We start from the raw sequence: 23,671 nt of genomic DNA on the forward strand, positions 1-23,671 counted from the left end.
GGTTTATTCTTTGAGCCATTGACTGATCTGTTGAATAAGCCATTCCGGCTGGTCGTGGGGCAGGTCGTGACCGGCATCCGGGTGGCTGATATGGGGTGAATGCCAGGCGCTTGCGAGCTGCTCTGAACAGTACGGATTGACCAGTTTATCTTGTCCTCCGCTGACCAGAAGCACCGGTTTTTTGGGCGGGTAGGGCTGGGCACTACAGGCAATAGCCAATTGCAGCTGGCGGCGAAAATTGTTGAAGCTGACCGGATACTCCAACTGGTACATCTGCCAGAAAGACAGGGACTCATTTCGATAGCGTTGCGATGCGCATGTCAGATCAAAGATGGTTCGCTCCCGCGGATAACCTTTTGTGAGCATCGCCCGCACCAGTTTTGGCAGGGCGCCGGGTTGTAAGCGGTAATGAGGAGGGTTCCAGGGCGAGAGGCTGCTATTAACCATCACTACCCCCCGCAGATCATCCGGATATTCCTGCATCCAGTGATAGGCGATCATGCCTCCCAGAGAGAGCCCCAGAAGATACACCGGCTGTTCAGGGCGGTGGCGGCGGTGCAGATCGTTGATCAGTTCATTGACTGAGGTGGGGCTGGGGTGTTGATAACGTTTTCCGTTGCCCGGCAGATCGATACAGCTGACCCGGGTGTCGGGCAGCAGTTTCTGCATCTGTTGTGGGAACTTTCCCCAGTGCCGGCTTTCCCTGCACAGTCCGCGCAGTAATATCCAGTGTTGTTCAGCCATACCAGCGTTGCTTTGCCTCAAGTTCGTAGCGCAGTCGGCTCATTGGGCTTACCGGTAACCAGGTTTCATAGGCGCAGCAGCTGCGGATAAGAAACTCCAGTAATAACAGATGGCGGCGCATGGTGCGTTTTTCCCGATGCGGTACCAACGGATTAAACAGGCCCATAAATGAGGTTAACTGTCGCGGATTCTTCTTTACCCAGCGCCATGACCCCATCTCCAGCGTTAATGGCAGGAAAACTGTCGCCTCCAGGCTGAGTGACTGGTGGTACAGATAATCCCACAGGTCGCCATGGGTAAGGTAGCTATGGTGCTGGGGCTCGATAATGTAATTATGATGGGGGTTGCTTGTTTCAAAAAGATGAACCAGCGCGGCGAGTTCTGCCCGGTGTTGCAGAGGTTCGCGGGAACCGGCCATTGGAAACCAGATGCGATCGCGCAGCCCGAAACCGGAATGACAATCCAGAACAATGCTCAGGGGTGAGTTAAACAGCTCATCATGCACCCAGTCGCATAACGCCAGCGCCTCTGTTTCCATCGGTTTTTTCTCTTCGCCACGATACCAGGGCAAGCGGTTGCTGAGCCGGTGACCGCCCACCATCCAGGTGGTTTTATCGCTGGCGTTATGAGGCGCGTTGCGCATCAGATCGACCCCCTGAGGGTTGCTGCGCTGCCCCAGGGCCATTCCGGACGGGTTGAGCAGAGGACAGAAAACAAGCCGCAGGTGTTGCAGCTCATAGTTCAGACCGCGATCCCAGGTTAAACGTTTGAGTAGTGAACTGAGAAAGGTGAGCAGCAGCCGGGTACCGATCCGTTCAACCCCATGCACCCCGCCGACAAATGCCAGGGTAGGTGCATCTGGATTGTCGGAGCCAAACTGCAGGCTGTAGATCGGTAGCTGATGGTGCTGACTGTCAGACTGATGCTCTATTAACGCCAGCGTTCGGACTTTAAGCTGTTTGGCATGTTCGCAGATCAGCTCCTCCAGCAGCGCCATTTCTGGCAGACAGCGGTCTGTCAGGCCGGGATGAACCCGCTGTATCGGCTCAGATGACAATTTTGCTGCTTGTCCAAGTTCTGTCATCGATTCCTCCCACTGAGATACAGAATAAAGTGTAGTCGGAATTCGTGAATCAGTTAGAACGATGAACAGACTTATTTCAGGGGACTATAAATTGTGATGTCCTGATCGGTCACCGGTAGAACAACTAACAGACATGAAAAAGGAGGCCAGGGCCTCCTTTTTAACATCTCTTTGTAAAACTATTTATTAGCGGCGAAGTATTCGCGGGTCAGTTTGAAGACAACCGGGCTCAGCAATGCCAGTGCGATCAGGTTAGGGATCGCCATCATTGCATTGAGGGTATCTGCCAGCAACCAGATGAAATCAAGGCTGACGCCGGCACCGATTGGTACGGCGATAATCCATAGGACACGGTAGGGGGTGATCGCTTTGACTCCGAAAAGAAACTCAATGCAGCGCTCACCATAGAATGACCAGCCGATGATGGTGGTAAAGGCGAAAATCGCCAGCGAGATTGCGACCAGATAATTACCGATACCTGGCAGTGAGTGAGAAAAAGCAGCTGACGTCAGCGCGGCGCCCGACGCGCCAGAGGTCCATTCTCCGGAGGTGATGATCACAAGTCCGGTAATCGAACAGATGACAATGGTATCGATAAATGTGCCCAGCATCGCGACCAAACCCTGACGCACAGGGTCTTTCGTCTGGGCCGCCGCATGCGCTATCGGCGCAGAACCAAGGCCTGCTTCGTTGGAGAAAATACCCCGGGCAACACCAAAGCGGATCGCCATCCAGATTGCAGCGCCGGCAAAGCCGCCTTCAGCCGCACTTTCAGTGAAGGCGTAAGTGAAAATGAGGTTCAGCGCGGCAGGGATTGCATCTGCGTTGATTGCCAGAACCGCGAGGCCTGCTACCAGGTATGCGATCGCCATCAGAGGCACGAGAGCCCCCGCAACACTACCGATACGTTTGATACCACCGATCAGAACAGCGCCTACCAGTACCATCAGAATTGCGCCGGTTACCCAGACATTCAGTCCAAAGTTGGAATGGATAACATCGGCCACCGAGTTTGACTGAACGGTGTTGCCTATCCCAAAAGCGGCAACTGCACCGAAGATAGCAAATGCGGTGCCCAGCCAGGCCCAGTGTGTGCCCAGACCGTTCTTGATGTAATACATTGGCCCGCCGACATGGTTGCCCTCTTCATCAACCTCACGATATTTTACGGCTAGCACCGCTTCGGCGTATTTGGTGGCCATGCCCACAAGTGCGGTACACCACATCCAGAACAGCGCACCGGGGCCGCCAAGAAAAACGGCTGTCGCAACACCTGCAATATTACCGGTACCGACGGTTGCTGATAGTGCTGTCATGAGTGCCTGATAAGGAGGGATTTCACCCTCATTGGCCTCTTCACCTTTTGCTGAGCGGCCGCTCCAGAGCAGCTTAAAGCCGGTCCCCAGTTTGAGAATCGGCATCAGTTTCAGACCTAACATCAGAAACAGACCGACACCGAGGATCAGGACCAGCATCATCGGTCCCCAGACGATACCGTTAATCGTGTGGATTACTGAGGTGATAGCTTCCATATAAACTCCTTAATTATTGTTGTTCCCTTCCAGCAGGCTTTTCACCTGAGTATCCGGCTGGGAACGTTGCCGTTTTAATGGTCGTTTTTTGAAAAAACGGATAAATAATCCAGGCGGATGCGCCCTTGGTTTTTATACCCGGATATTCTGAAATACTGGTTGTTCAGGCCTCTTCAACCAGCCCCTTAGCGCTGGGAAAAGAGGTTGGTTTTACCGTGTGGGACGTTGATTGCCGCGCTGTTGAAATTTCTGCATCTCTTCTGCCGGTACAAACAGGCCTCCGGTGGTCCACAGCAGGTGAGTGGCGTTGTGCATTGCGTGATTTAGCCGTTGTTGTTGCAGATAGTTCTGTCCCTGTTCTGTTCCGGTTAGCCAGGTAGGCCCTGAAAATCCTGCTGCGGCTGAGGGTTCTATCTCAATACCTTCACTCTGGCTTAGCCGGAAGAGGTTTTTGAACAGTTCATCATCGGTGACGGTAAAAATACCGCTAAGCATATTGTCGATAACAGAACAGACCCAACCGGACGCCATACTAACTGCCAGACCATCTGCTTCGGTGTCAACCCTGAGGCCGACCTGATAGACCGAGTCCGGGTGCTCTTTATCGATAGCCTGCATGCCGATCAGTACGCAGGGTGCCTCAACCGGTTCGGCAAAGAAACAGTGCACATGAGGGCCAAAAACCTGCTTCAAACCGAAGTTAATACCGCCAGGTGCGCCGCCGACCCCGCAGGGTATATAAACAAAAAGAGGGTGTTCTGCATCAACAGGGATCTGCTGTTCAATCAGTTGCTGTTGCAAGCGCAGGGCGGCAACGGCGTAGCCGAGGAATAGGCGAGGCGAGTTTTCATCATCGACAAAATAGCTGTCTGGGTCGGCGTTGGAGGCGGCCCGGCCCGCAGCCACGGCAGCGCTGTAATCATCGCTGTGCTCGATAACGGTAACGCCGCGGTCACGCAGTCGCTGTTTTTTCCACTGCTTCGCTTCAACCGACATATGTACTACCGATCTGAAGCCCAGAGCTGCACTGATGATGCCGATACTCAGGCCAAGATTTCCAGTGCTGCTGACCGCTATCTCATGACGGCTGAAAAGTGCCTGAGCATCTGCACTGAGTAATTTAAGGTAGTTATCGTCGTAGCCGCTGATGATGCCATGTTCCAGTGCCAGTTGCTCTGCATGACAGAGTACTTCATGAATGCCGCCCCGGGCTTTGACCGATCCGGCAACAGGCAGAGCATGATCACCTTTTATCATTAGTTTGCCTGACAATTCGGGATAATGCTGTTGTTGTAGGTTAGTCGCTGAGAGGAGGGCTGACTCGATCAGTCCATTGCTACTGATGAGTTCAGGAAACAGTTGTTGTAGCAGCGCTGCACAACGGCGCAGGCGCTGGTCTGCCTGATGGATATCAGAAAGAGTGAGTTCGGTGTTGTGGCAGGCTTTTTTGGCGTGTAATTCAGGGTTCAGCCAGAGTATTGGCTTGCCGGTACTGAGAGCCTTTCCCAGTGGTGTATCAATTAGTTTACCCATAGATCGCTCTGCAGTTTGTTATGTTTGTATGGTGCAGTGGGTGTATTCTGTGATCTTAGGTCGGGCTAAACAAACGATGATTTCTATTGTATGGTTAAGTTCAACTAAACTAAGCAAGAATAAAAACGGAGCCTATGCATACTAATAGTCAGATTCTCGCGGCCATGAGAACGTTCGAAGCAGCGGCACGGTTACATAGTTTCAGTCAGGCGGCCAGTGAATTGTCGATTACTCCCGGGGCGGTCAGCCAACAGATCAAAAATCTGGAAAGCCAGGTGGGGGTTATGCTCTTTACGCGTAAGATTCGACAGGTGGAGCTGACGGCAGAGGGGTTGCAGTTTTATGAGACGGTAAGGCCTGCGCTGGTGAGTATCGAAAACTGCCTCAGTCGTATCAAACGATCCGATCTGAAAGGTAGTGTCAGGTTGCGTTCGATTCCCTCATTTGTATTTAAGTGGCTGATTCCGCGTCTGGGCGGTTTCCAGAAGCGCTATCCTGATATTCGCATCGAGACGATAGCAGAGGGGAGTCTGCTGGACTTGAAAAACCGGGACTTCGATATTGCGATCGATTATGGCCTGGGAAGCTATCCCGGCCTGAGTTGTTCATTGATGATGAATGAAAATCTTTTTCCGGTTGTCAGTCCTGAGTACTTCAGTGACATTGACTGGAGTACTCCGGAGGCGCTGAATCGGGTACCACTGTTGCATGACACCGCCCCCTGGGCGGATGCCGAACCCGATTCGGAGTGGCGCTACTGGCTCAGAGCCAGTGGCATGAATACGATTGAAACTGACCGGGGGCACTACTTCAATCGCGGTGATATGGCGATTAAGGCTGCCGAATCAGGGCTGGGCGTGGCAATTGCCCGGGAGTCGCTACTGACGGATGAGATTATTCGTGGGCGCTTATTCGCTCCTTACGCAAAGCAAAAGTGTCGCTGCCGTTATTATATTGTTTATGCTCATGGCGCCCTGAATAATCCAAGGATTAAAGCCGTGCATGACTGGCTTATCGAGATTGGCAGTCAGCCAGGCTGAGCGTAATGGCCGTCAACTTACTATTTAGCCCCGCGGACTACTCGGATTAATTGGCAGGCTGAGAGTTTCTTTGACTTCCTCCATGACAATATAACTCTTGGAGTTTTTCACGCCGGGCAGGGTCAGCAGCATCTCTCCCAATAACGCCCGGTATTCGGACATATCGGCAATCCGCGCTTTAATCAGAAAATCAGCATCCCCCGAAACCAGGTGACACTCCAGCACATAGGGCAGGGACGCTACCGCTTTATTAAACTTAAGGAAGGCATCCGGTGACTGGTAGGAGAGTGAGATCTCAACAAAAACCAGCATCCCATAACCCATTGCCTGAGGATCAATGCGGGCATAATAACCCTGAATCAAACCATCCTTTTCCAGCCGTTTAACCCGTTCCATGCAGGGTGTCGTACTGAGACCAACAATGTCTGCCAGGTCGACATAGCTGATGCGGCCGTTTTCCTGCAGGGTTCTCAGTATATTCAGATCGATCTTATCCAGCTTACGTTTTTGTTTTGTATTCATAGGGTTACTTCGTCCGCAGTCTCCGGTTGGAGGTAAAATTTATAACAGGCGCTATTTTGCAGGGTAATAGTTTTGAAAATAGTTTAAATACAAAAAAATAATCTGTCAAAGATACAATACACTAGTCAAATCATTTGTTGGTGATAAATATAAAAACGGATAGGTATGTTGCAATGAAGATTTTGATTTTGGGTAGCGGCGTTATCGGTGTAACCAGCGCCTGGTATCTGGCTAAACAGGGCCATCAGGTTACTATCATCGATCGCCAGAGCGCACCGGCGATGGAAACCAGTTTTGCCAATGCCGGTCAGATCTCGCCTGGCTATTCCGCTCCCTGGGCCGCACCGGGTGTACCATTAAAGGCGATCAAGTGGATGATGCAGGATCTTGCGCCGCTGATGATCAACCCTAAAGTGAATGCCAATACTTTGAAGTGGATGACCAAGATGCTATCCAATTGCACTCAGAGTTCATATCACACCAACAAAGCCCGTATGATGCGTTTAGCTGAGTATAGCCGCGATTGTTTCAAAGATCTGCGTACTGATATCGAAATTGATTATGAAGGCCGTACCGGGGGCACGTTGCAGCTGTTCCGCACCCAGAAACAGGTGGATGCGGCGGCAAAAGACATCTCTGTGCTGGAAGAGTGCGGCGTCGATTATGAACTGCTGGACCGTGACGGTTGTGTTTCCCGTGAACCCGCTCTGGGTTTTGTTAAAGAGAAAATCGTCGGTGGCCTGCGTCTGCCCGGTGATGAGACCGGTGACTGTTTCAAATTCACCAGCGCGCTGGCTGAAGAGTGTAAGAAGCTGGGGGTCGAATTTAAGTTTGATACTGAGATCGAAGGTCTGATCAGCGATGATAACCAGATTGTAGGCGTTAAAACCCGTCAGGGCACATTCACCGCTGACCGATACCTGATGTGTCTGGGCAGCTACAGCACCCTGTTACTGGCTAATGTCGGGGTTGCGATTCCGGTCTATCCGATTAAAGGTTACTCACTGACATTGCCGATTGTTGATGAAACCAAAGCGCCGGTTTCAACCGTGATGGATGAAACCTATAAAGTTGCAGTGACCCGTTTCGATGATCGTATTCGTGTGGGTGGTACGGCTGAAATTACCTCCTATGACACCTCGCTGCAGGAGAAGCGTCGTAAGAATGTTGAGTTTACCGTGGGTGATCTGTTTCCCGGCGGGGGGGATATTCAGAATGCTGAGTTCTGGACCGGTCTGCGGCCAATGACCCCGGATGGTACACCTGTTCTTGGCGGGACACGCTATCCGAATCTCTATCTGAACACCGGTCATGGCACCCTGGGCTGGACCATGTCTCTGGGGTCAGGCAAGTTTGTTGCCGATGTCATCAGCGGTAACAAAACCGATATCGATCCAGAAGGACTTTCCGTCGCCCGTTATGGCCAGAATTAAGCAATAACGGTTTTGAACACAGGGGCTTTTACGCACCTCGTAAGCACCTTTTCTGCCTCTGTGTTCACTTTTTATTACAGGCTATAATCTGCGGCACTCTGTTGCTGGAGAGTAAACCAATCTGAGCAGCAATGGCCAGCGCAGAGATGCTCCGGGCCAGTGCTGACAAACTATTTTAAGAACGATTACTTAGGATTTATACCATGCCAACCAAGACTATTATTGCCACTGAAAATGCACCTTCTGCAATCGGCACATACTCGCAGGCTGTTAAAGTCGATAACACTGTATATATGTCGGGTCAGATTCCACTGGTACCGGCAACCATGGAGATGGTTACTGAGTCTTTTGAAGCCCAGGCTGTGCAGGTGTTTGATAACCTGAAAGCGGTGGCTGAAGCAGCGGGTGGCTCAATGAATGATCTGGTGAAGGTGAACATTCTGCTGACCGATCTGGCTAATTTTGCCACGGTCAATGAAGTGATGGCACGCTATTTTGATCAGCCTTATCCCGCCCGTGCTGCGTATGCAGTGAAGGCGTTACCAAAAGATGCCGATATCGAAGTTGAAGCGGTGATGGTTCTGGGCTGAGCCGCAGGATTCTGGTTTTGATGCCTGTGTTGTGCAGGCATCTGAATAAAAGTGAGAGCTTAAGGTAAGAGTTACATGAGTCGAGCAGCAAAAATTACGGTTGATCTGGAGGCTATCCGACAGAATTACCGACTGGCACGTTCCCTTAATACAGCGGGTAATGCTGCAGCAATTATCAAGGCAGATGCTTACGGACATAACGCCGTTAAGGTGGCCCGGGCGCTGCAAGCTGAAGCGGATGCATTCGGTGTTGCCTGTATTGAAGAGGGAATCGAGCTGATTGAAGCCGGTATACAAAAACCTGTTTTGCTGCTCGAGGGCTTCTTTGAAGTCAGTGAGCTGCCCTATATCAGTGAACATGGCATGTGGTGTGCGGTGCACAGCCTGTATCAGATAGAGCAGATAGCGCAAGCCTCTCTGAGTAAACCGATTACGGTCTGGCTGAAAATGAATTCCGGTATGAACCGCTTAGGTATCCATCCGGATGATTATCAGGCGGCGTTTCAGCGTTTGCAGCAACTGGAAAATGTATCAGATATCGTTTTGATGACCCACTTTGCCAGTTCTGATGAACTGGATAAAGCGACGACTGAGCAGCAGCTGGCGGTGTTCAACCGCGCCAGTGAGGGGTTGGATGCACCCCACTGCCTGGCTAATTCTGCCGCAGTGTTGGCCTGGCAGGATGCGCGTCGTGACTGGATGCGTCCCGGACTGATGCTGTACGGTGCGACACCTTTCCCGGAAGCGCAGGAGCAGGCTGATAAACTGCTACCGGCCATGACGCTGACCTCTGAAGTCATCGCTATACGCGATGTACAACCAGGCGAATGCGTCGGCTACGGTGGTAACTTCGTTGCCGATAAGCCGACCCGGGTAGGGACGGTTGCCCTTGGGTATGCTGATGGTTACCCGCGCCATGCTGTCACCGGTACACCGGTGTGGATCAATGGTCAGCGCGCGCGGATCATTGGCCGGGTGTCGATGGATATGCTGGGGGTTGATCTGACCGGTATACCAGACGCTGGCATCGGTACAGAGGTGGAGTTCTGGGGACGAAATGTGACTGCTGCAGAGGTTGCAACCTACTGCGATACAATCCCTTATACGCTGTTTACCGGCATTACCCGTCGGGTGCATAAGCGTTACATAAACGAATAGATGCAGTTGATCAGACGTTTTAAAACCGGCCCCGTGCCGGTTTTTTGTTTTATATTGTTCAGCGGGCGGTAATCTGCGTTAAGAAATGATATACAGGGACAGCGCTGTAGCACTGTTAATTCAGGGAGACCGATATGTATGCGGTGATTTTCCGGGCAGAGATCGCCCAGTTAGATGATGAGTACAACCAGATGGCTGCCCGGATGCGGGACCTTGCGTTGCAGGAGTATGGTTGCCTGGAGTTTACCGCCGTGACAGAGGGGAATCATGAGATCGCGATCTCATACTGGCGCAGCAAAGAGCAGATTCGTGCCTGGAAAGAGAATGCCGGGCATCGGTTAGCTCAGCAAAAGGGGCGAGCCCGGTGGTATACCTCATATCGGGTTCAGGTTGTCGAGGTGGTGCGGGAATACAGCGCATAAGTTTGCAGAGGAAGGAAAGGGTTATGGTGGGATTTACAGCGAGGCTGTTCAGAGCTGTTGTGCTTTGTGTCGTATCGGTTGTTACAGTGACAGCCACGGCAGCAACCAGTGTCTGGAAGGTGAGTTCAGGCGATAATGTGGTCTATGTTGGCGGGACGCTGCATGTTCTGCGTCAGAGCGACTACCCGCTTCCTCCAGAATTTGATCGCGCTTATCAGCACGCCGATAAGCTGGTTTTTGAAACGGATCTTGAACAGCTGCACTCTGCTGAGGTGCTGCAGCGAATGCAACAGGCAGTGCGTTACCCTGAGGGGATCAGTGGGTTGGATAAGCGGGTTTCTGCGCCCCTGTATCAGCGTATCGTCAGAGTCTGGACTCAGTATGGTTTGCCGGCAGAGGCTCTGGATCGGTTGCGTCCCTCGGGCATCGTTATTACTCTGACGATGCTTAACCTGAAACAGATAGGCGTGGACGCGCAGGGTATTGATGACTTTTATCACAGTCGGGCCACTGCGGATGGCAAACCCGTCGCTGGGCTGGAATCGGTGGAGCAGCAGATCCGCTTGTTGTCGGGTATGGGCGCCGGTGATGAAGAAAAATTCATGCGGATCTCTCTGGATGAACTGGACCAGTCTGGCGGGATCATCAACGAGATGGTGGCTGCCTGGCGGGGTGGCCGTCTGGCTGATCTTGAACATCTGGTTATTGATGACATGCGTCGCGAATCGCCCGCCAGTTTTCGTGCCCTGATGGTCGACCGAAATCAGCAATGGCTGCCGCAGATCGATGCTATGTTGCGTGACCGGCCGGTGGAGTTTGTGCTGGTGGGCAGCGGTCACCTGGCCGGTAAAGAGGGGCTTATTAATCAGTTGCAGCAGCGTGGTTATCGGGTTGAGCCGGTCGCTGAGTGATTCAGCCGGTCATCTTCAGCTGTTGGTGCCCGCACAGGAGTTTCAGTAGTTGCAGTTTACCTTGTGGATCTTTACGGGTGACAACCTCACCCTCCTTGCGGAAGTGGATATCCCTCAATCGGGACAGCCAGAAACGCATTGCCGCAACCTGTAACATGGTGCTGAAACTGCGCTGTTCATCACTATTCAGTGGGCGAACCGACTGATAGCTGTCGAGCATCAGTAACGCTTTGTTGAAATCGTATTCGGATGTGCGCTCGTCATAACACCAGGCATTCAGCGTGACACAGAGGTCATACAGATAGGGGGCTGAACAGGCGTGGTAGAAATCGATCAGGCCACAGAGTTTGTCGCCCTCAAACAGTGCATTGTCGGGGAACAGGTCGGCATGGATAGGGCCGGCTGGCAGGCTTTCCCAGGGGATATGTCCGGAATCCATCAGATTATAGTGAAGGCTCTGCTGCTCATCTTCTGCCAGATGAGGCATCAGTTTTGTCCCCAGATCTGAACACCATTGGTGGATATCGATAGTGTGTTTGTTTTCCAGTTGCTCTGCCAACTGATGCATCTGCGCCAGTGTTACACCGATAACACTGGCTTGCTGATCGTTGGGGGTTTGTAATGGGCTGCCAGCCAGCCGGGACATCAGCACGGCAGGACGATCATTGAGTTGCCCGGACAGACGCTGGTCATTCAGGTGGATCGGCTTAGCGCAGGCCACGCCATGCTGTGTCAGGTGCTCAATATAATCAAGAATAAAGGGGAGCTGATCGCTGCTGATCGATTCAACCAGCGTGAGGACAAACGGCCCCTCTGTGGTGGTGACAAAATAGTTAGTGTTTTCCACACCGGCTTCAATGCCCTGAAAATCGATCAGCTTGCCCACGTTGTACTGTTGCAGGTAGCTTTCAAGTTGCTCCCGGGTGACGGGTGTGTAAACAGACATCGTCAGTTCCTTTACTCGTTCGGTCGTCGGTGACAACCCTGTTATTCGGTGTTCAGTTGTAGTGTGTTCAGAGTATTTATACGGTTTAATTAAACTGTCTGGGCCTGAAGGTCCGCATGATACGAAGAGCGCACCATCGGGCCGCTGGCGACATTTTTAAAGCCCAGCTGATAACCAATCTGTTCATACTCCTTAAACTCTTCAGGCGTGACATAACGTTCCACGGCCAGATGATGCTTGCTCGGTTGCAGGTATTGACCAATCGTGATCATATCGACATTGTTAGCCCGCAGATCTTGCATCACCTTAACGACCTCTTCCTGGGTTTCACCCAGCCCGACCATAATGCCGGATTTGGTATCCACCTGTGGATGCAGCTGTTTAAAGCGGTACAACAGATTCAGTGACCAGAAATAATCAGCGCCGGGACGTACCTTGCTATAAAGGGAGGGCACTGTTTCCAGATTATGGTTGAGCACATCGGGCAGTTGCTCCGATAGCTTTTCCAGAGCGATATCCATCCGGCCCCGGAAATCCGGCACCAGTATTTCAACCTTCAGTTCTTTATTCAGGGCTCTTGCTTCTTTAATGCACTCGGCAAAGTGGCCTGCGCCGCCATCTTTCAGGTCATCCCGGTCTACTGAGGTGATTACCACATAGCGTAGTCCCAGTTGAGCGATATTGCGGGCGACGTTCTTGGGCTCATCCGGGTCAAGTTGCATCGGCCGGCCATGAGCGACATCGCAGAATGGACACCGCCGGGTACAGATAGCACCCATGATCATCAGGGTTGCTGTTTTGTGGCTGAAGCACTCAGCCAGATTAGGGCAGGAGGCTTCTTCACATACAGTATGCAGATTGAGTTCGCGAAGCTGCTGCTTAACTTTTTTAACATTGGCGTTGGAGTGCGAATCGATGCGGATCCAATCCGGCTTACGTAGTCGCTCCCGGGTGGGATCGGGTTTTTCCCGCAGACGGGACATTTTTGATTCGCCTTTCAGCTCTTTTAAAGGAATCATCGCCATCTGGGGAGGCCTCCGCTGCGTCTAAATCTGTGTCATGTGCTGTGTAGCCGGTGACGAAGCGCCTGGCGGTTATGCTGGGCCTGTTCTCCGTCACCCGACTGACTGTGTCGACCTTATTAAGCAGATCTTTTGAGTCGATCTGTCTGTCTTACCAGGTTCTGCTTTAACCGCGATAATAGCGTTGTTCGATAAAGGGGGTCTTAGATACCACCATTGGCAACAGTTTACCGCGCACAAGAGCATATATTTCTGTTTCCAGTGCTGCATACTCAGAAGCGACATATCCCATCGCAATTGGTACACCCACGGTTGGACCAAAGCTACCGCTGGTCACTTCACCAATGCGGACTCCTTCGGCATTGACCAGTTCAGCACCTTCGCGGACAGGGGCTTTGCCCTGGGCGATCAGACCCACCCGTTTGCGGGTGAAGCTCTTGTTGGCAATCTGGTCAAAGATCTTCTCCGCACCGGGGAAACCTCCGGCCCGTTCGCCTTCAGCGCGACGACATTTGCTGATCGCCCAGATCAGGCTACCTTCGATAGGTGTGGTGTTCTCATCAAGATCGTGACCGTAGAGGCAGAGACCGGATTCCAGTCTCAGAGAGTCCCGGGCGCCGAGGCCGATGAACTCAACTTCAGTCTGCGCAAGAAACAGACGGCAGAGACGTTCAGCTTCCGCTTCGGGGATGGAGATCTCGTAACCATCTTCGCCAGTGTAACCGGAGCGGCTGATAAAACACTCAACCCCATCGATAGCAATATGGCGTGAGTCCATAAATACCAGTTCGTTGACTTCAGGACAGATACGCGACAGTGCTGTCGCGGCTTCAGGCCCTTGCAATGCCACCAGAGCTCGGTCATCCAGCACTTCCAGTTCGACCCCTTCGCCAAGGTTCGCCTGCAGATGGGCAATGTCCTGAGCTTTGCAGGCTGCGTTGACGACAACATACAGATGATCACCATAGTTGGTGACCATCAGATCATCCATGATGCCTCCATGGGCATTGGTGAACAGTGCGTAGCGCTGCTTGCCAGCGGGCAGGTCGATAATGTCCACCGGTACCAGTTTTTCAAGTTCAGAAGCGGCGTTAGCGCCGGTCAGTTTTACCTGACCCATGTGAGAAACATCAAACAGACCCGCCTGTTCGCGGGTATGGATATGCTCTTTTTTAACCCCCATCGGATACTGAACAGGCATCTCGAAACCTGCGAAGGGAACCATCTTGCCTCCCAGTTCAATATGCAGATCGTAAAGCGGTGTTTTGTTCAGTTCTGACATGGGAGTCTCCATTGTTGATGTTCTAAATAACGCCTTTGTTCTTTGCCAACAGATTAGCAGAGAAAATTCTGGCAAAAGGGAAAAGTTTCCAATAGGAAACAAAGTTAATTGATCAGGGAATAGTTTGCAAGCAGAAAGTTACGTTGACGAGAAAGTTTGGGTCGTTTTTGAAATATTTAAAAGCCGTTGATAGTAGCTTGACGTCACAAAGAGCTTCAAAAGCTGTTGCTCGTAGCTCGCACGTCACAAAGAGCGTAACTTGTTCGTTGCTCGTAAGAGCCTTCTAAATGGTTCCATGATTAAGCGATCAGGTTGAGCGCTTTGTAAGGAAGTCGTTGAGTTTGGTTGGTAAAGGGTATCCCGAGCAACGAGCAAAGAAAACTGGGTTCTGTTTTTAAGCCGTAACCCAGAGCACCTCGGCGTCTTTCTTGCTGGTGGATACCAGCGCATGGCCCATTTCGCAATCGTAGTAGGCGCTGTCTCCGGCGACCAGTTCGATCGGTTCATAGAACTCGGTGTAGAACATGATGCTGCCACTAAGCACATAGAGAAACTCTTCGCCGTCATGGCGGATCCAGTCCTGATATTCATCCCAGGAGTGGGTGCGTACGGTGGTTTTAAAGGGGATCATCTTCTTGCTGGACAGCTGCGTTGCCAGCAGTTCGTGTTCATAGGTGGGTGTCGGGTGAGGCTTTCCCTCGCCGCGACGGGTGATGTCACGGCGGCCGCCACTGGCGGGGCTTTTCTTTTTCGGCTGAGTGAATAGTTGTGGGATATCGATGCCCAGCCCCTTAACCAGTTTATTAACGGCGGTAAAGGTGGGTGATATCTGCTCATTTTCAATCTTTGAGAGTGTCGAACGGGCAAGACCTGTCAGTTTGCTGGCTTCTTCCAGTGTCAGGTTCTGACTCAGGCGGATTTCGCGTACTCGCTTGCCAAGTTCAAGTGGCTCGACACTGGCTTCTGCATTATCCCGGGTAACCGAAAAGAACTGCTGCTCTTCTTTGAGAAAGGATGGCTTATCTGGCATCGGTTACTCCGTTTTTATACGTTAATACTGCTTGGCAAGGGGGTGTTCTCCCTGTTTCCGATAATAGTACACAACCGATCTGGGCATTGAAAGAAGGCCATATTTTCTAGTTTGATGGCATAATATGGAAAAGTTTCCTAAAAGAAACTTTTTGTTGATTTTAGGAAAATGCGCTGCTAGTCTGAGCGCCAGTTGGCTATCAATCTGTTTAGAACTGTTGTCCGGGCTTTATAGATTTGATGGCAGATTGGAGTAATCGTTGTGCATCAGGCTGGAGTAGCTGTCAGTGGCTTTGAGTATTTTTGATCTCTTTAAAGTAGGCGTGGGCCCTTCGAGTTCCCATACCGTGGGGCCGATGATTGCAGCCAATCGTTTTCTGGATGAGTTGCAGCATCGCCAGCAGTTTGAACAGGTCTGTAAGGTTAAAGTCAGGCTCTATGGTTCATTAGCGATGACCGGAAAAGGGCACTCAACGGATGTGGCAGTGCTGGTCGGGTTGATGGGTGAAATGCCTGATCGGGTCGATCCGGATCAGGTGCCGGTTTTTGTTACCCAGATTCAGCAAACTGGCCGTCTGAATCTGGCTGGTCAACGGTTAATTGAGTTCCGGGTTGATGAACATCTGCTGTTTCAATTTGGTGAGTCACTGCCTAAGCATCCGAATGGTATGCGTTTTCAGGCATTTGACGCAGCGGGCCTCGTCTTGCATGACGCGGTCTATTACTCCGTTGGGGGAGGCTTCGTGCTCAGTGATGCTGAGGTCGATCAACAGGCCGCCATTGCGGATAGTGTAACGCTGCCCTATGAGTTCAATAGCGGTGCAGAACTTCTGGCGCTGTGTAAACAGAGCGGTATGAGCATAGCTCAGATTATGCTGGAGAATGAACGGGTCTGGCGCAGTGATGATGAGGTTCGTGCCGGATTGCGAAACATCTGGCAGGTGATGGACAGCTGCATTCGACGTGGCTGTGCGGAAACCGGCGAGCTGCCGGGAGGTCTGCGGATAAAGCGCCGTGCCCACGAGCTCTGTGAAGAGTTGCGTAACAACCCGGAAGCGTCGTTTAAAGATCAACTGACAGTAATGGACTGGGTAAACCTCTATGCTATGGCGGTGAACGAAGAGAATGCTGCCGGTGGCCGGGTTGTGACTGCACCGACTAATGGTGCAGCCGGCGTCATTCCGGCGGTATTGGCTTACTACGACCGCTTTGTTCATGGTTCCAGTGAGCAGGGTATCTTTGATTTTATCGCCACGGCCGCAGCGATCGGTATGTTGTTTAAGAAGAACGCCTCTATCTCGGCTGCTGAGGTTGGTTGTCAGGGTGAGATCGGCGTCGCCTGTTCGATGGCCGCCGGTGCGCTCTGTGCAGTGATGGGTGGCACTATTGAACAGGTTGAGAATGCGGCCGAGATCGGTATGGAGCATAACCTGGGTCTTACCTGTGATCCTGTTGGCGGGCTGGTGCAGGTCCCTTGCATTGAACGCAATACCATGGGGGCGGTTAAAGCGATCAATGCTGCCCGGCTGGCGATACGGGGCGATGGCAAACACCACGTATCCCTTGATTCTGTTATAGAAACTATGCGTCAGACCGGTGTTGATATGCAGGACAAATATAAAGAAACCTCGCAGGGCGGACTGGCGGTTAACGTCGTTGCCTGCTGATTTTGAATTGCTTGAATCTGAATAGAGAATAACACGATGAATAACACTGAACTGTACCGCGGTGACACGATATGTGAAGCCTTTTTTACTCAGAATCTGGCTGAGCGGGATGCCGAACTGATGGCTGCGGTAAACGAAGAGTTTAGCCGCCAGGAAACGCAGATTGAGTTGATCGCTTCTGAAAATATCGTATCTAAAGCGGTGATGCAGGCTCAGGGAACTGTGCTGACCAATAAGTATGCAGAAGGTTATCCGGGACGTCGTTATTACGGTGGTTGTGAATATGCTGACAAGGCGGAAGAGTTGGCAATTGAGCGTGCAAAAAAGCTGTTCGACTGTGAATTTGCCAATGTTCAGCCACATTCTGGTGCACAGGCTAACGGTGCGGTCATGCTGGCACTGTTACAGCCAGGCGATACCGTTATGGGAATGTCTCTGGATGCGGGTGGCCATTTGACCCACGGCGCGCGCCCGGCATTGTCGGGTAAGTGGTTTAATGCTGTTCAGTACGGAGTTTCCAGGGAGGATAACCGGATTGATTATGATGCAGTGGAAGCGCTGGCAGTTGAATGCCAGCCAAAGATGATTATCGCGGGTGGTTCTGCCATTCCCCGGATAATCGATTTCGCCCGGTTCCGTGAGATTGCCGATAAGGTGGGGGCTTTTCTGTTTGTCGATATGGCGCACATCGCCGGACTGGTTGCTACCGGTGTGCACCCGAGTCCACTGCCGTATGCTGATGTTGTGACAACCACCACCCATAAGACTTTGCGGGGCCCTCGCGGTGGCATGATTCTGTCCAATAATCCGGACGTCGGCAAAAAAATTAACTCAGCGGTTTTCCCTGGATTGCAGGGTGGGCCTCTGATGCATGTTATCGCTGCCAAGGCTGTGGCTTTCGGCGAAGCGCTGCGTCCGGAATTTAAAACTTACATCGATCGGGTTGTTGAGAATGCGCAGGTGCTGGCCGGGGTCATGGTTGAGCGAGGTTGCGATATTGTGACCGGTGGTACCGACACCCATCTGATGCTGGTGGATCTGCGTCCCAAAGGCCTTAAAGGGAATGTTGTCGATGCAGCCCTGGAGCGTGCCGGCATCACTTGTAACAAAAATGGTATTCCGTTTGATCCTGAAAAGCCGATGGTGACTTCGGGTATACGTCTGGGTACACCTGCAGGAACCAGTCGCGGTTTTGGTGTCGAAGAGTTTCGCCTGATTGGCAATCTGATCAGTGATGTTCTGGATGGGTTGGTGGCCAACCCGGATGACAACTCAGCAGTTGAAGCGCAGGTGCGCGCTCAGGTAGAAAACCTGTGCAAACGCTTTCCGCTGTATAAATAACCCTATTATCCAACAAACGTTATGCTGGTTCTGCGCCAGTGTTGATCTTACAAAGGACATACAATTATGAGCATTCCATCTAACTACCGTTTCGCTTCAAGCCATGAATGGGTTCTGGATAATGGTGACGGTACCGTCACTATGGGGATTTCAGATCATGCGCAGGAGCTGTTGGGTGATGTGGTTTTTGTTGAACTGCCGGAAGTGGGACGTGAAGTCGATGCCGGAGAGGAGTTCTCACTGGTTGAATCAGTCAAAGCCGCATCGGATATCTATTCACCGGTAACCGGCGAGGTCGTCGCGATAAATGAAGCGCTGGAAGATCAGCCTGAAACCGTGAATAACGCGCCTTACGATGGTGGCTGGATAGTTAAAATTAAACTGGCTGATGCATCTCAGCTGGATGAGTTGCTGGACGCCGAGTCTTATGCAGCTACGATTGCTGAATAGATCTGATCTATGCTGATAACTGTTGTCGTATCGGACGACAGGCTATCACTGTCCCCCGATCGGGTCTTTCGCAAACGCGGGGAGGTTGTTAAGGCCTTCCCGCACCCTTTACTTTGAGATCTGCAGTAATACTGCCGATCAGTTTACACAGGTTATTGTAATGGCTACCGAGATATTGACTCCTGTTCCGCTAAGTACGCTTCAGCAGACCACCGATTTTACCCGTCGGCATATTGGTCCGGACATCGATCAGACCGCAGCGATGCTGGCTGAGCTGGGTATCAGTTCTATAGAGGAGCTGATGACGCAGACCGTACCGGATTCAATCCGTCTGGATGATGCGCTGGATATGGCGGATGCTGTGTCTGAAGCCGATGCGCTGGCACTGTTGCGTCGTCTGGCTGATCAGAATCAGGTGAACCGCTCTTATATCGGTATGGGCTATCACAATACTCTGGTACCTAACGTGATTCTGCGTAACGTGATGGAAAATCCCGGCTGGTATACCGCCTATACACCTTACCAGCCAGAGATATCTCAGGGACGTCTTGAAGCGCTGCTGAATTATCAGCAGATGGTGATGGATCTCACCGGTATGGATCTGGCCAATGCCTCTCTTCTGGATGAGGCCACTGCCGCAGCGGAAGCGATGACCCTGTGCAAACGTTCCAACCGCAAAAAAAGCGATATCTTTTTTGTCGCTGATGACGTGCATCCGCAGACTATCGATGTGATCAGAACCCGGGCGGAGTATTTCGGTTTTGAAATTGTGGTGGGTAATCCGCTGACGGATCTGGATCACTGCGATGCCTTTGGCGTTCAGCTGCAATATCCGGGCACCTACGGTGATATTACGGATATTAAAACCCTGATTGAAAAAGCCAGAGCGCAGCAGGCGATGGTGTCTGTCGCGGCCGATCCTTTAGCGCTGGTGTTGTTGAAATCCCCGGGCGAGCTGGGTGCTGATGTGGTGTTAGGGTCGTCCCAGCGCTTCGGTGTGCCGATGGGCTTTGGTGGCCCACACGCGGCGTTCTTTGCTGCCAGTGAAAAGCTCAAGCGTTCGGTGCCTGGCCGTATTATCGGTGTCTCTATTGATGCCAATGGTAACCAGGCATTGCGGATGGCGATGCAAACCCGGGAGCAGCATATCCGTCGTGAGAAGGCGACCTCCAATATCTGTACGGCGCAGGCGTTGCTGGCGAATATGGCGTCGTTCTACTGTGTCTATCACGGTCCGGATGGCCTCAAAACTATTGCTGAGCGGGTGCATCGCCTGACCGCTATTCTGGCCAATGGCCTTAAATCCAAAGGCGTTGTGGTCAATGACAGTTACTTTGATACTTTGACGCTGACGTTGCCCGAAACCGCTGCTGAGGTCTATCAGCGAGCGCTGGATGCCGGTTGCAACCTGCGTCAGACTGCCGTGGATAAACTGGGAGTCTCGCTGGATGAAACCACCCGGCCTGAGGATATTGCCGATCTGTTTGATTGTGTGCTGGGTGAAGGGCACGGTCTGTCGGTGGCTGAGCTGGATGCGGCAATCGTCGCCGGTGCGGCAACCGGTATCACCGCTGAGATGCGTCGCAGCGACGCGATTCTGAGCCATCCGACTTTTAACAGTTACCATAGCGAAACCGATATGCTGCGCTACATGAAGCGGCTGGAGAATAAAGATTACTCTCTGGTACACGGCATGATCCCGCTGGGGTCCTGTACTATGAAGCTGAACGCTACTGCTGAGATGATTCCGGTTACCTGGCCGGAGTTCTCTAACATTCACCCCTTCGCACCGGCAGAGCAGGTTAAAGGGTATCAGCAGATGCTCACACTTCTTGAAGAGCAGCTGGTGGAGATTACCGGTTACGATAAGGTGTCGCTGCAGCCTAACTCAGGTGCGTCCGGGGAATATGCCGGTTTGCTGGCGATTCGCAAATATCAGGCATCCATTGGGGAGGGGCATCGCAATGTCTGTCTGATACCGTCTTCGGCACACGGTACCAACCCGGCCTCGGCGGCGATGATGGATATGAAGATTATCGTCACCCGCTGTGATGAGAAGGGCAACGTGGATGTCGCTGATCTGCGGGCTCAGGCAGAGCTGCATAAGGATAATCTCTCCTGTCTGATGATCACCTATCCCTCTACCCATGGGGTATATGAGGAGGATATTGTCGAGATCTGTAACATCATTCACAAGAATGGTGGCCAGGTGTATATGGATGGCGCCAATATGAACGCTCAGGTAGGGATCTCCAAACCGGGTCTGATCGGGTCTGATGTGTCTCACCTGAATCTGCACAAAACCTTTGCTATCCCGCACGGTGGCGGTGGTCCCGGTATGGGGCCGATCGGGGTCAAGAGCCATCTGGCGCCGTTTCTGGCGAGTCACAAGGTCAGCCCGGTTACAGGTCTGAACCCAGAGAACGGTGCAGTCGCGGCAACCCCCTATGGTTCTGCATCCATTCTGCCGATCACCTGGATGTATAATCTGATGCTGGGCAAGTCGGGGCTGAAGCGTTCCACTCAGATGGCGATTCTCAACGCTAACTACATGGCGGAGAAGCTTTCAGGGCACTATCCGATTCTCTACCGGGGGCGTAATAACAAAGTGGCCCATGAGTGTATCGTCGACATTCGCCCGCTGAAGGAGGCTTCCGGTGTTACTGAGGAGGATATCGCCAAGCGTCTGATGGATTACGGTTTTCATGCGCCGACCATGTCATTCCCGGTCGCCGGTACACTGATGATCGAACCGACCGAATCTGAATCAAAAGTGGAGATCGATCGCTTTATTGATGCGATGGTGCAGATTAAAGGGGAGGTCGAGAAGGTGCGCAGCGGACACTGGCCTGCGGATAACAACCCGTTGTGCCTGGCTCCACATACCCAGGCTGATATGATGGCTGAAGAGTGGAACCGCCCCTATACCCGGGAGGAAGCGGTGTTTCCGAGTCGCGCGACCCGGGAAAACAAGTTCTGGCCGACCTCAAACCGGATAGACAATGTGTACGGCGACAGGAACTTTATCTGTTCCTGCCCTGCTATCGAAACCTATATGGACGACCCGATTTAACTGAATGATAAATCGGTGTTTTCAATAGTCGCCTTATGAACAGGTGCCCAGGCGGATCAGGAAACTGATCCGCCTTTTTTGTGTTACGACGATTATCCAAAACAACACCGTAACATCAGCTTCATATCTTTCAGGCATTTTGTTGGTATAACCTATGGAGGCTAAGATGACTGATATCCTTAGTAACATTGAACAGATCTACAGCGAGATGGGCCATAACCACTATGGTGAAGGGGTCAGCCAGATTGAGCATGCAGTGCAGTGCGCACGTCTGGCGGTGGAAGATGGTGAACGGGCAGATATGGTTGTCGCGGCTTTGCTACATGATATAGGGCACCTGTTTGCCGGGGTGAACCCTGGTTATGGGGACTTCTGTCATGACCAGGCTGGCGCTGAATATCTTAGCCAATACTTCCCTCCTGGTGTGACTGAGCCTGTGCGCCTGCATGTCAGCGCAAAACGCTATCTCTGTACCACTGAAGCGGGTTATATCGATAGTCTTTCAGAGGCCTCTCGCTACTCTCTGGAGCATCAGGGCGGCTTTATGACGGAAGATGAGATCACCGCTTTTCTTGCAGAACCTTTTTATGAGCAGGCGATACGTTTGCGACGCTGGGATGATGAAGCCAAGGATGAGCAACTGGCATCGACACCATTCAGCAGCTTTAGCCAGAAAATAGTGGAGGTCTGCAACGCCTGAGGGGTGCCTGAAACGCCCTGTCGATACAAAAAAAAACCGCCATAAGGCGGTTTTTTTCGTAATTCTTATTGCTCCAGCTGAAACACCTTAATCATCAGGCTCAATGGGGGGGGGTGCTCAACTTTCGGGTGGTATCAGCCGAAGTAATACCCCTATATATACAATATTGGTGCCTGTTTTTTATAAAATGAAGGATATCAATGGGTTGCTTTTATTTTGTGTGTTTTTCTATCGCGATTAAATCTTTATCTGAAAAAAAGTGTTGCTGTTTCGATACGCAAAATAGGGCTTGTGATTGTTTTTCATATAAATCAAATAGTTATTGTGTATGTTATTTGAGTCATTACTGTTAAATATTTGATTTTAAATATGTTTTATTGTCCGTTTTTTGATTATACAGATGGCAGATTTGCAGTTTATAACTGAGGCTGAAAAATATACAGGACTTTTTTAAGAAAATAGCGAGGGTTGTTTGGACTGAAGTCTGTCTGGTCTTAAAACAGACCCGGGCGACAGATCAGTCTTTAAAATTCAACTAAAGATAAAGTGTAAAGCAGGGGGGATTGATTGACGCGTATACAGCAAGGATGCGGGCAGGGGGCACTGTTTAGGTAAAAAAAAACAGGCCAGAGGCCTGTCAAAATAAGAGCGATATAAAAAGACCGGCCTGTCTTGTGCCAGTCATATGCTCTTTAGAGAGAATCGTTTCAGATTGCAGCTGTATCACCATCCAACGCCTTCATCGACATTTTGTAGTCTGTATGGCTGGACAGTGGCCCGAAAGCTGGGGTCTTTGATGTAACACGGTGTTTAACGAAAGCGAAGGCTCTCAGAATAAGCTCTGCCTGTACCTGAGAGCGCATGCTTACTGCCTGCTGGTAGATACTGTTGTGGGTTTCAGGAATTGCCATTTTACTCACCATACGTTGAATTCAGTTCAGAGAATATATTCAGTTGATCAGCGTTGATCTGTCAGAACGAAATTCAGAAAACAGAAAGGGATCACCCTTCGGAATATGCGCGCATTTTAGACTTTCGTCTGAGGTGTGTTAACTGATCAATTTTCAGATAAATGATGAGTTAAATTCATCAGTTGGATGGTCGTTTACTTTGGCATGAGGAAGACAATCAAATTTGAGTCATCCCTGTGTATTTACCTGACCTTTAGGCCTGAGTATAGTTGATTAAATTT

The 23,671-nt window shown here is 51.4% G+C and carries 21 protein-coding genes; 11 read left to right on the top strand and 10 right to left on the bottom strand.

Annotated features, from left to right (window positions below):
- Positions 1–3: 3 nt before the first annotated feature.
- From OCU43_RS07195 to dsdA, 4 genes are all read right to left on the bottom strand, one after another.
- Positions 4–744: an alpha/beta fold hydrolase gene (locus OCU43_RS07195; protein ID WP_091352816.1), complete on the bottom strand. Its 741-nt coding sequence runs from the start codon at positions 742–744 to the stop codon at positions 4–6.
- Positions 737–1,828, bottom strand: coding sequence for a M14 family zinc carboxypeptidase (locus tag OCU43_RS07200; protein ID WP_217647366.1), 1,092 nt, complete (start codon positions 1,826–1,828; stop codon positions 737–739). Before OCU43_RS07200 ends, OCU43_RS07195 begins: the two co-directional genes overlap by 8 nt.
- A gap of 179 nt (positions 1,829–2,007) precedes the next feature.
- Positions 2,008–3,360 carry an alanine/glycine:cation symporter family protein gene (locus OCU43_RS07205; protein ID WP_091352819.1) on the bottom strand — a complete coding sequence of 451 codons (1,353 nt, stop codon included), beginning with the start codon at positions 3,358–3,360 and terminating at the stop codon, positions 2,008–2,010.
- A gap of 210 nt (positions 3,361–3,570) precedes the next feature.
- Entirely contained in the window at positions 3,571–4,893 is a 1,323-nt protein-coding gene (dsdA, locus tag OCU43_RS07210) for a D-serine ammonia-lyase (RefSeq protein ID WP_091352822.1), read from the bottom strand.
- Between the two features lie 134 nt (positions 4,894–5,027).
- Here dsdA and OCU43_RS07215 point away from each other — a divergent pair, with 134 nt between their 5' ends.
- Positions 5,028–5,933, top strand: coding sequence for a LysR substrate-binding domain-containing protein (locus OCU43_RS07215; RefSeq protein WP_091352825.1), 906 nt, complete (start codon positions 5,028–5,030; stop codon positions 5,931–5,933).
- Positions 5,934–5,957: 24 nt separating this feature from the next.
- Here the strand turns inward: OCU43_RS07215 and OCU43_RS07220 are convergent, their stop codons facing one another.
- On the bottom strand, positions 5,958–6,455 hold the full coding sequence (locus tag OCU43_RS07220) for an Lrp/AsnC ligand binding domain-containing protein (protein ID WP_091352828.1): 498 nt from the start codon (positions 6,453–6,455) through the stop codon (positions 5,958–5,960).
- 173 nt (positions 6,456–6,628) lie between these two features.
- Between OCU43_RS07220 and OCU43_RS07225 the strand changes: the two genes are divergently transcribed.
- From OCU43_RS07225 to OCU43_RS07245, 5 genes are all read left to right on the top strand, one after another.
- A complete protein-coding gene (locus OCU43_RS07225; RefSeq protein WP_091352830.1) occupies positions 6,629–7,888 on the top strand; it encodes a D-amino acid dehydrogenase in 1,260 nt (419 codons plus the stop codon).
- A 203-nt stretch (positions 7,889–8,091) separates the two neighbouring features.
- On the top strand, positions 8,092–8,478 hold the full coding sequence (gene ridA, locus OCU43_RS07230) for a deaminase RidA (protein WP_091352833.1): 387 nt from the start codon (positions 8,092–8,094) through the stop codon (positions 8,476–8,478).
- Positions 8,479–8,553: 75 nt separating this feature from the next.
- On the top strand, positions 8,554–9,636 hold the full coding sequence (alr, locus tag OCU43_RS07235; protein WP_091352836.1) for an alanine racemase: 1,083 nt from the start codon (positions 8,554–8,556) through the stop codon (positions 9,634–9,636).
- Positions 9,637–9,770: 134 nt separating this feature from the next.
- Entirely contained in the window at positions 9,771–10,058 is a 288-nt protein-coding gene (locus tag OCU43_RS07240) for an antibiotic biosynthesis monooxygenase family protein (protein WP_091352838.1), read from the top strand.
- Positions 10,059–10,081: 23 nt separating this feature from the next.
- Positions 10,082–10,969, top strand: a complete 888-nt coding sequence (locus OCU43_RS07245; protein ID WP_091352841.1) for a TraB/GumN family protein — start codon at positions 10,082–10,084, stop codon at positions 10,967–10,969.
- Position 10,970: 1 nt separating this feature from the next.
- On the opposite strand, the gene OCU43_RS07250 is transcribed toward OCU43_RS07245, so the two are convergent.
- The 4 genes from OCU43_RS07250 to OCU43_RS07265 form a co-directional block, all read right to left on the bottom strand.
- The gene (locus OCU43_RS07250; protein WP_091352844.1) at positions 10,971–11,915 is read right to left on the bottom strand and encodes a homoserine kinase; all 945 of its coding nucleotides are present in this window, start codon (positions 11,913–11,915) and stop codon (positions 10,971–10,973) included.
- 89 nt (positions 11,916–12,004) lie between these two features.
- The gene (gene lipA / locus OCU43_RS07255; protein WP_091352846.1) at positions 12,005–12,940 is read right to left on the bottom strand and encodes a lipoyl synthase; all 936 of its coding nucleotides are present in this window, start codon (positions 12,938–12,940) and stop codon (positions 12,005–12,007) included.
- Between the two features lie 163 nt (positions 12,941–13,103).
- Positions 13,104–14,219 (bottom strand): glycine cleavage system aminomethyltransferase GcvT, encoded by a 1,116-nt coding sequence (gene gcvT / locus OCU43_RS07260; RefSeq protein WP_091352848.1) that lies wholly within the window; start codon positions 14,217–14,219, stop codon positions 13,104–13,106.
- A 394-nt stretch (positions 14,220–14,613) separates the two neighbouring features.
- Positions 14,614–15,249, bottom strand: a complete 636-nt coding sequence (locus tag OCU43_RS07265; RefSeq protein ID WP_091352850.1) for a helix-turn-helix domain-containing protein — start codon at positions 15,247–15,249, stop codon at positions 14,614–14,616.
- 286 nt (positions 15,250–15,535) lie between these two features.
- Here OCU43_RS07265 and OCU43_RS07270 point away from each other — a divergent pair, with 286 nt between their 5' ends.
- The 5 genes from OCU43_RS07270 to OCU43_RS07290 all read left to right on the top strand — a co-directional run bounded on the left by OCU43_RS07270 (position 15,536) and on the right by OCU43_RS07290 (position 22,479).
- Entirely contained in the window at positions 15,536–16,915 is a 1,380-nt protein-coding gene (locus OCU43_RS07270) for an L-serine ammonia-lyase (RefSeq protein WP_091352853.1), read from the top strand.
- 36 nt (positions 16,916–16,951) lie between these two features.
- Positions 16,952–18,256, top strand: coding sequence for a serine hydroxymethyltransferase (gene glyA / locus OCU43_RS07275; RefSeq protein ID WP_091352858.1), 1,305 nt, complete (start codon positions 16,952–16,954; stop codon positions 18,254–18,256).
- A gap of 63 nt (positions 18,257–18,319) precedes the next feature.
- Positions 18,320–18,706: a glycine cleavage system protein GcvH gene (gene gcvH, locus OCU43_RS07280; protein ID WP_217647382.1), complete on the top strand. Its 387-nt coding sequence runs from the start codon at positions 18,320–18,322 to the stop codon at positions 18,704–18,706.
- 160 nt (positions 18,707–18,866) lie between these two features.
- Positions 18,867–21,779, top strand: coding sequence for an aminomethyl-transferring glycine dehydrogenase (gcvP, locus tag OCU43_RS07285; protein ID WP_091352864.1), 2,913 nt, complete (start codon positions 18,867–18,869; stop codon positions 21,777–21,779).
- Positions 21,780–21,945: 166 nt separating this feature from the next.
- Positions 21,946–22,479: an HD domain-containing protein gene (locus OCU43_RS07290; RefSeq protein ID WP_091352867.1), complete on the top strand. Its 534-nt coding sequence runs from the start codon at positions 21,946–21,948 to the stop codon at positions 22,477–22,479.
- A 707-nt stretch (positions 22,480–23,186) separates the two neighbouring features.
- Here OCU43_RS07290 and OCU43_RS07295 read toward each other — a convergent pair.
- Complete coding sequence (locus tag OCU43_RS07295; protein ID WP_139203115.1) at positions 23,187–23,390, bottom strand: hypothetical protein; 204 nt, start codon at positions 23,388–23,390, stop codon at positions 23,187–23,189.
- Positions 23,391–23,671: the final 281 nt, after the last annotated feature.

It is taken from the genome of Amphritea atlantica, from assembly GCF_024347255.1.
Taxonomy (GTDB): Bacteria; Pseudomonadota; Gammaproteobacteria; order Pseudomonadales; family Balneatricaceae; genus Amphritea; species Amphritea atlantica.

Excerpts from the sequence above, each read along its gene's own strand:
- OCU43_RS07295 (WP_139203115.1), bottom strand. The coding sequence starts at position 23,390 with ATGGCAATTCCTGAAACCCACAACAGTATCTACCAGCAGGCAGTAAGC.
- OCU43_RS07265 (WP_091352850.1), bottom strand. The coding sequence starts at position 15,249 with ATGCCAGATAAGCCATCCTTTCTCAAAGAAGAGCAGCAGTTCTTTTCG.
- OCU43_RS07200 (WP_217647366.1), bottom strand. The coding sequence starts at position 1,828 with ATGACAGAACTTGGACAAGCAGCAAAATTGTCATCTGAGCCGATACAG.
- OCU43_RS07205 (WP_091352819.1), bottom strand. The coding sequence starts at position 3,360 with ATGGAAGCTATCACCTCAGTAATCCACACGATTAACGGTATCGTCTGG.
- ridA (WP_091352833.1), top strand. The coding sequence starts at position 8,092 with ATGCCAACCAAGACTATTATTGCCACTGAAAATGCACCTTCTGCAATC.
- gcvT (WP_091352848.1), bottom strand. The coding sequence starts at position 14,219 with ATGTCAGAACTGAACAAAACACCGCTTTACGATCTGCATATTGAACTG.
- alr (WP_091352836.1), top strand. The coding sequence starts at position 8,554 with ATGAGTCGAGCAGCAAAAATTACGGTTGATCTGGAGGCTATCCGACAG.
- OCU43_RS07240 (WP_091352838.1), top strand. The coding sequence starts at position 9,771 with ATGTATGCGGTGATTTTCCGGGCAGAGATCGCCCAGTTAGATGATGAG.
- OCU43_RS07215 (WP_091352825.1), top strand. The coding sequence starts at position 5,028 with ATGCATACTAATAGTCAGATTCTCGCGGCCATGAGAACGTTCGAAGCA.
- OCU43_RS07290 (WP_091352867.1), top strand. The coding sequence starts at position 21,946 with ATGACTGATATCCTTAGTAACATTGAACAGATCTACAGCGAGATGGGC.
- OCU43_RS07245 (WP_091352841.1), top strand. The coding sequence starts at position 10,082 with ATGGTGGGATTTACAGCGAGGCTGTTCAGAGCTGTTGTGCTTTGTGTC.
- OCU43_RS07225 (WP_091352830.1), top strand. The coding sequence starts at position 6,629 with ATGAAGATTTTGATTTTGGGTAGCGGCGTTATCGGTGTAACCAGCGCC.
- glyA (WP_091352858.1), top strand. The coding sequence starts at position 16,952 with ATGAATAACACTGAACTGTACCGCGGTGACACGATATGTGAAGCCTTT.
- OCU43_RS07195 (WP_091352816.1), bottom strand. The coding sequence starts at position 744 with ATGGCTGAACAACACTGGATATTACTGCGCGGACTGTGCAGGGAAAGC.
- OCU43_RS07250 (WP_091352844.1), bottom strand. The coding sequence starts at position 11,915 with ATGTCTGTTTACACACCCGTCACCCGGGAGCAACTTGAAAGCTACCTG.
- dsdA (WP_091352822.1), bottom strand. The coding sequence starts at position 4,893 with ATGGGTAAACTAATTGATACACCACTGGGAAAGGCTCTCAGTACCGGC.
- OCU43_RS07220 (WP_091352828.1), bottom strand. The coding sequence starts at position 6,455 with ATGAATACAAAACAAAAACGTAAGCTGGATAAGATCGATCTGAATATA.
- gcvP (WP_091352864.1), top strand. The coding sequence starts at position 18,867 with ATGGCTACCGAGATATTGACTCCTGTTCCGCTAAGTACGCTTCAGCAG.
- lipA (WP_091352846.1), bottom strand. The coding sequence starts at position 12,940 with ATGGCGATGATTCCTTTAAAAGAGCTGAAAGGCGAATCAAAAATGTCC.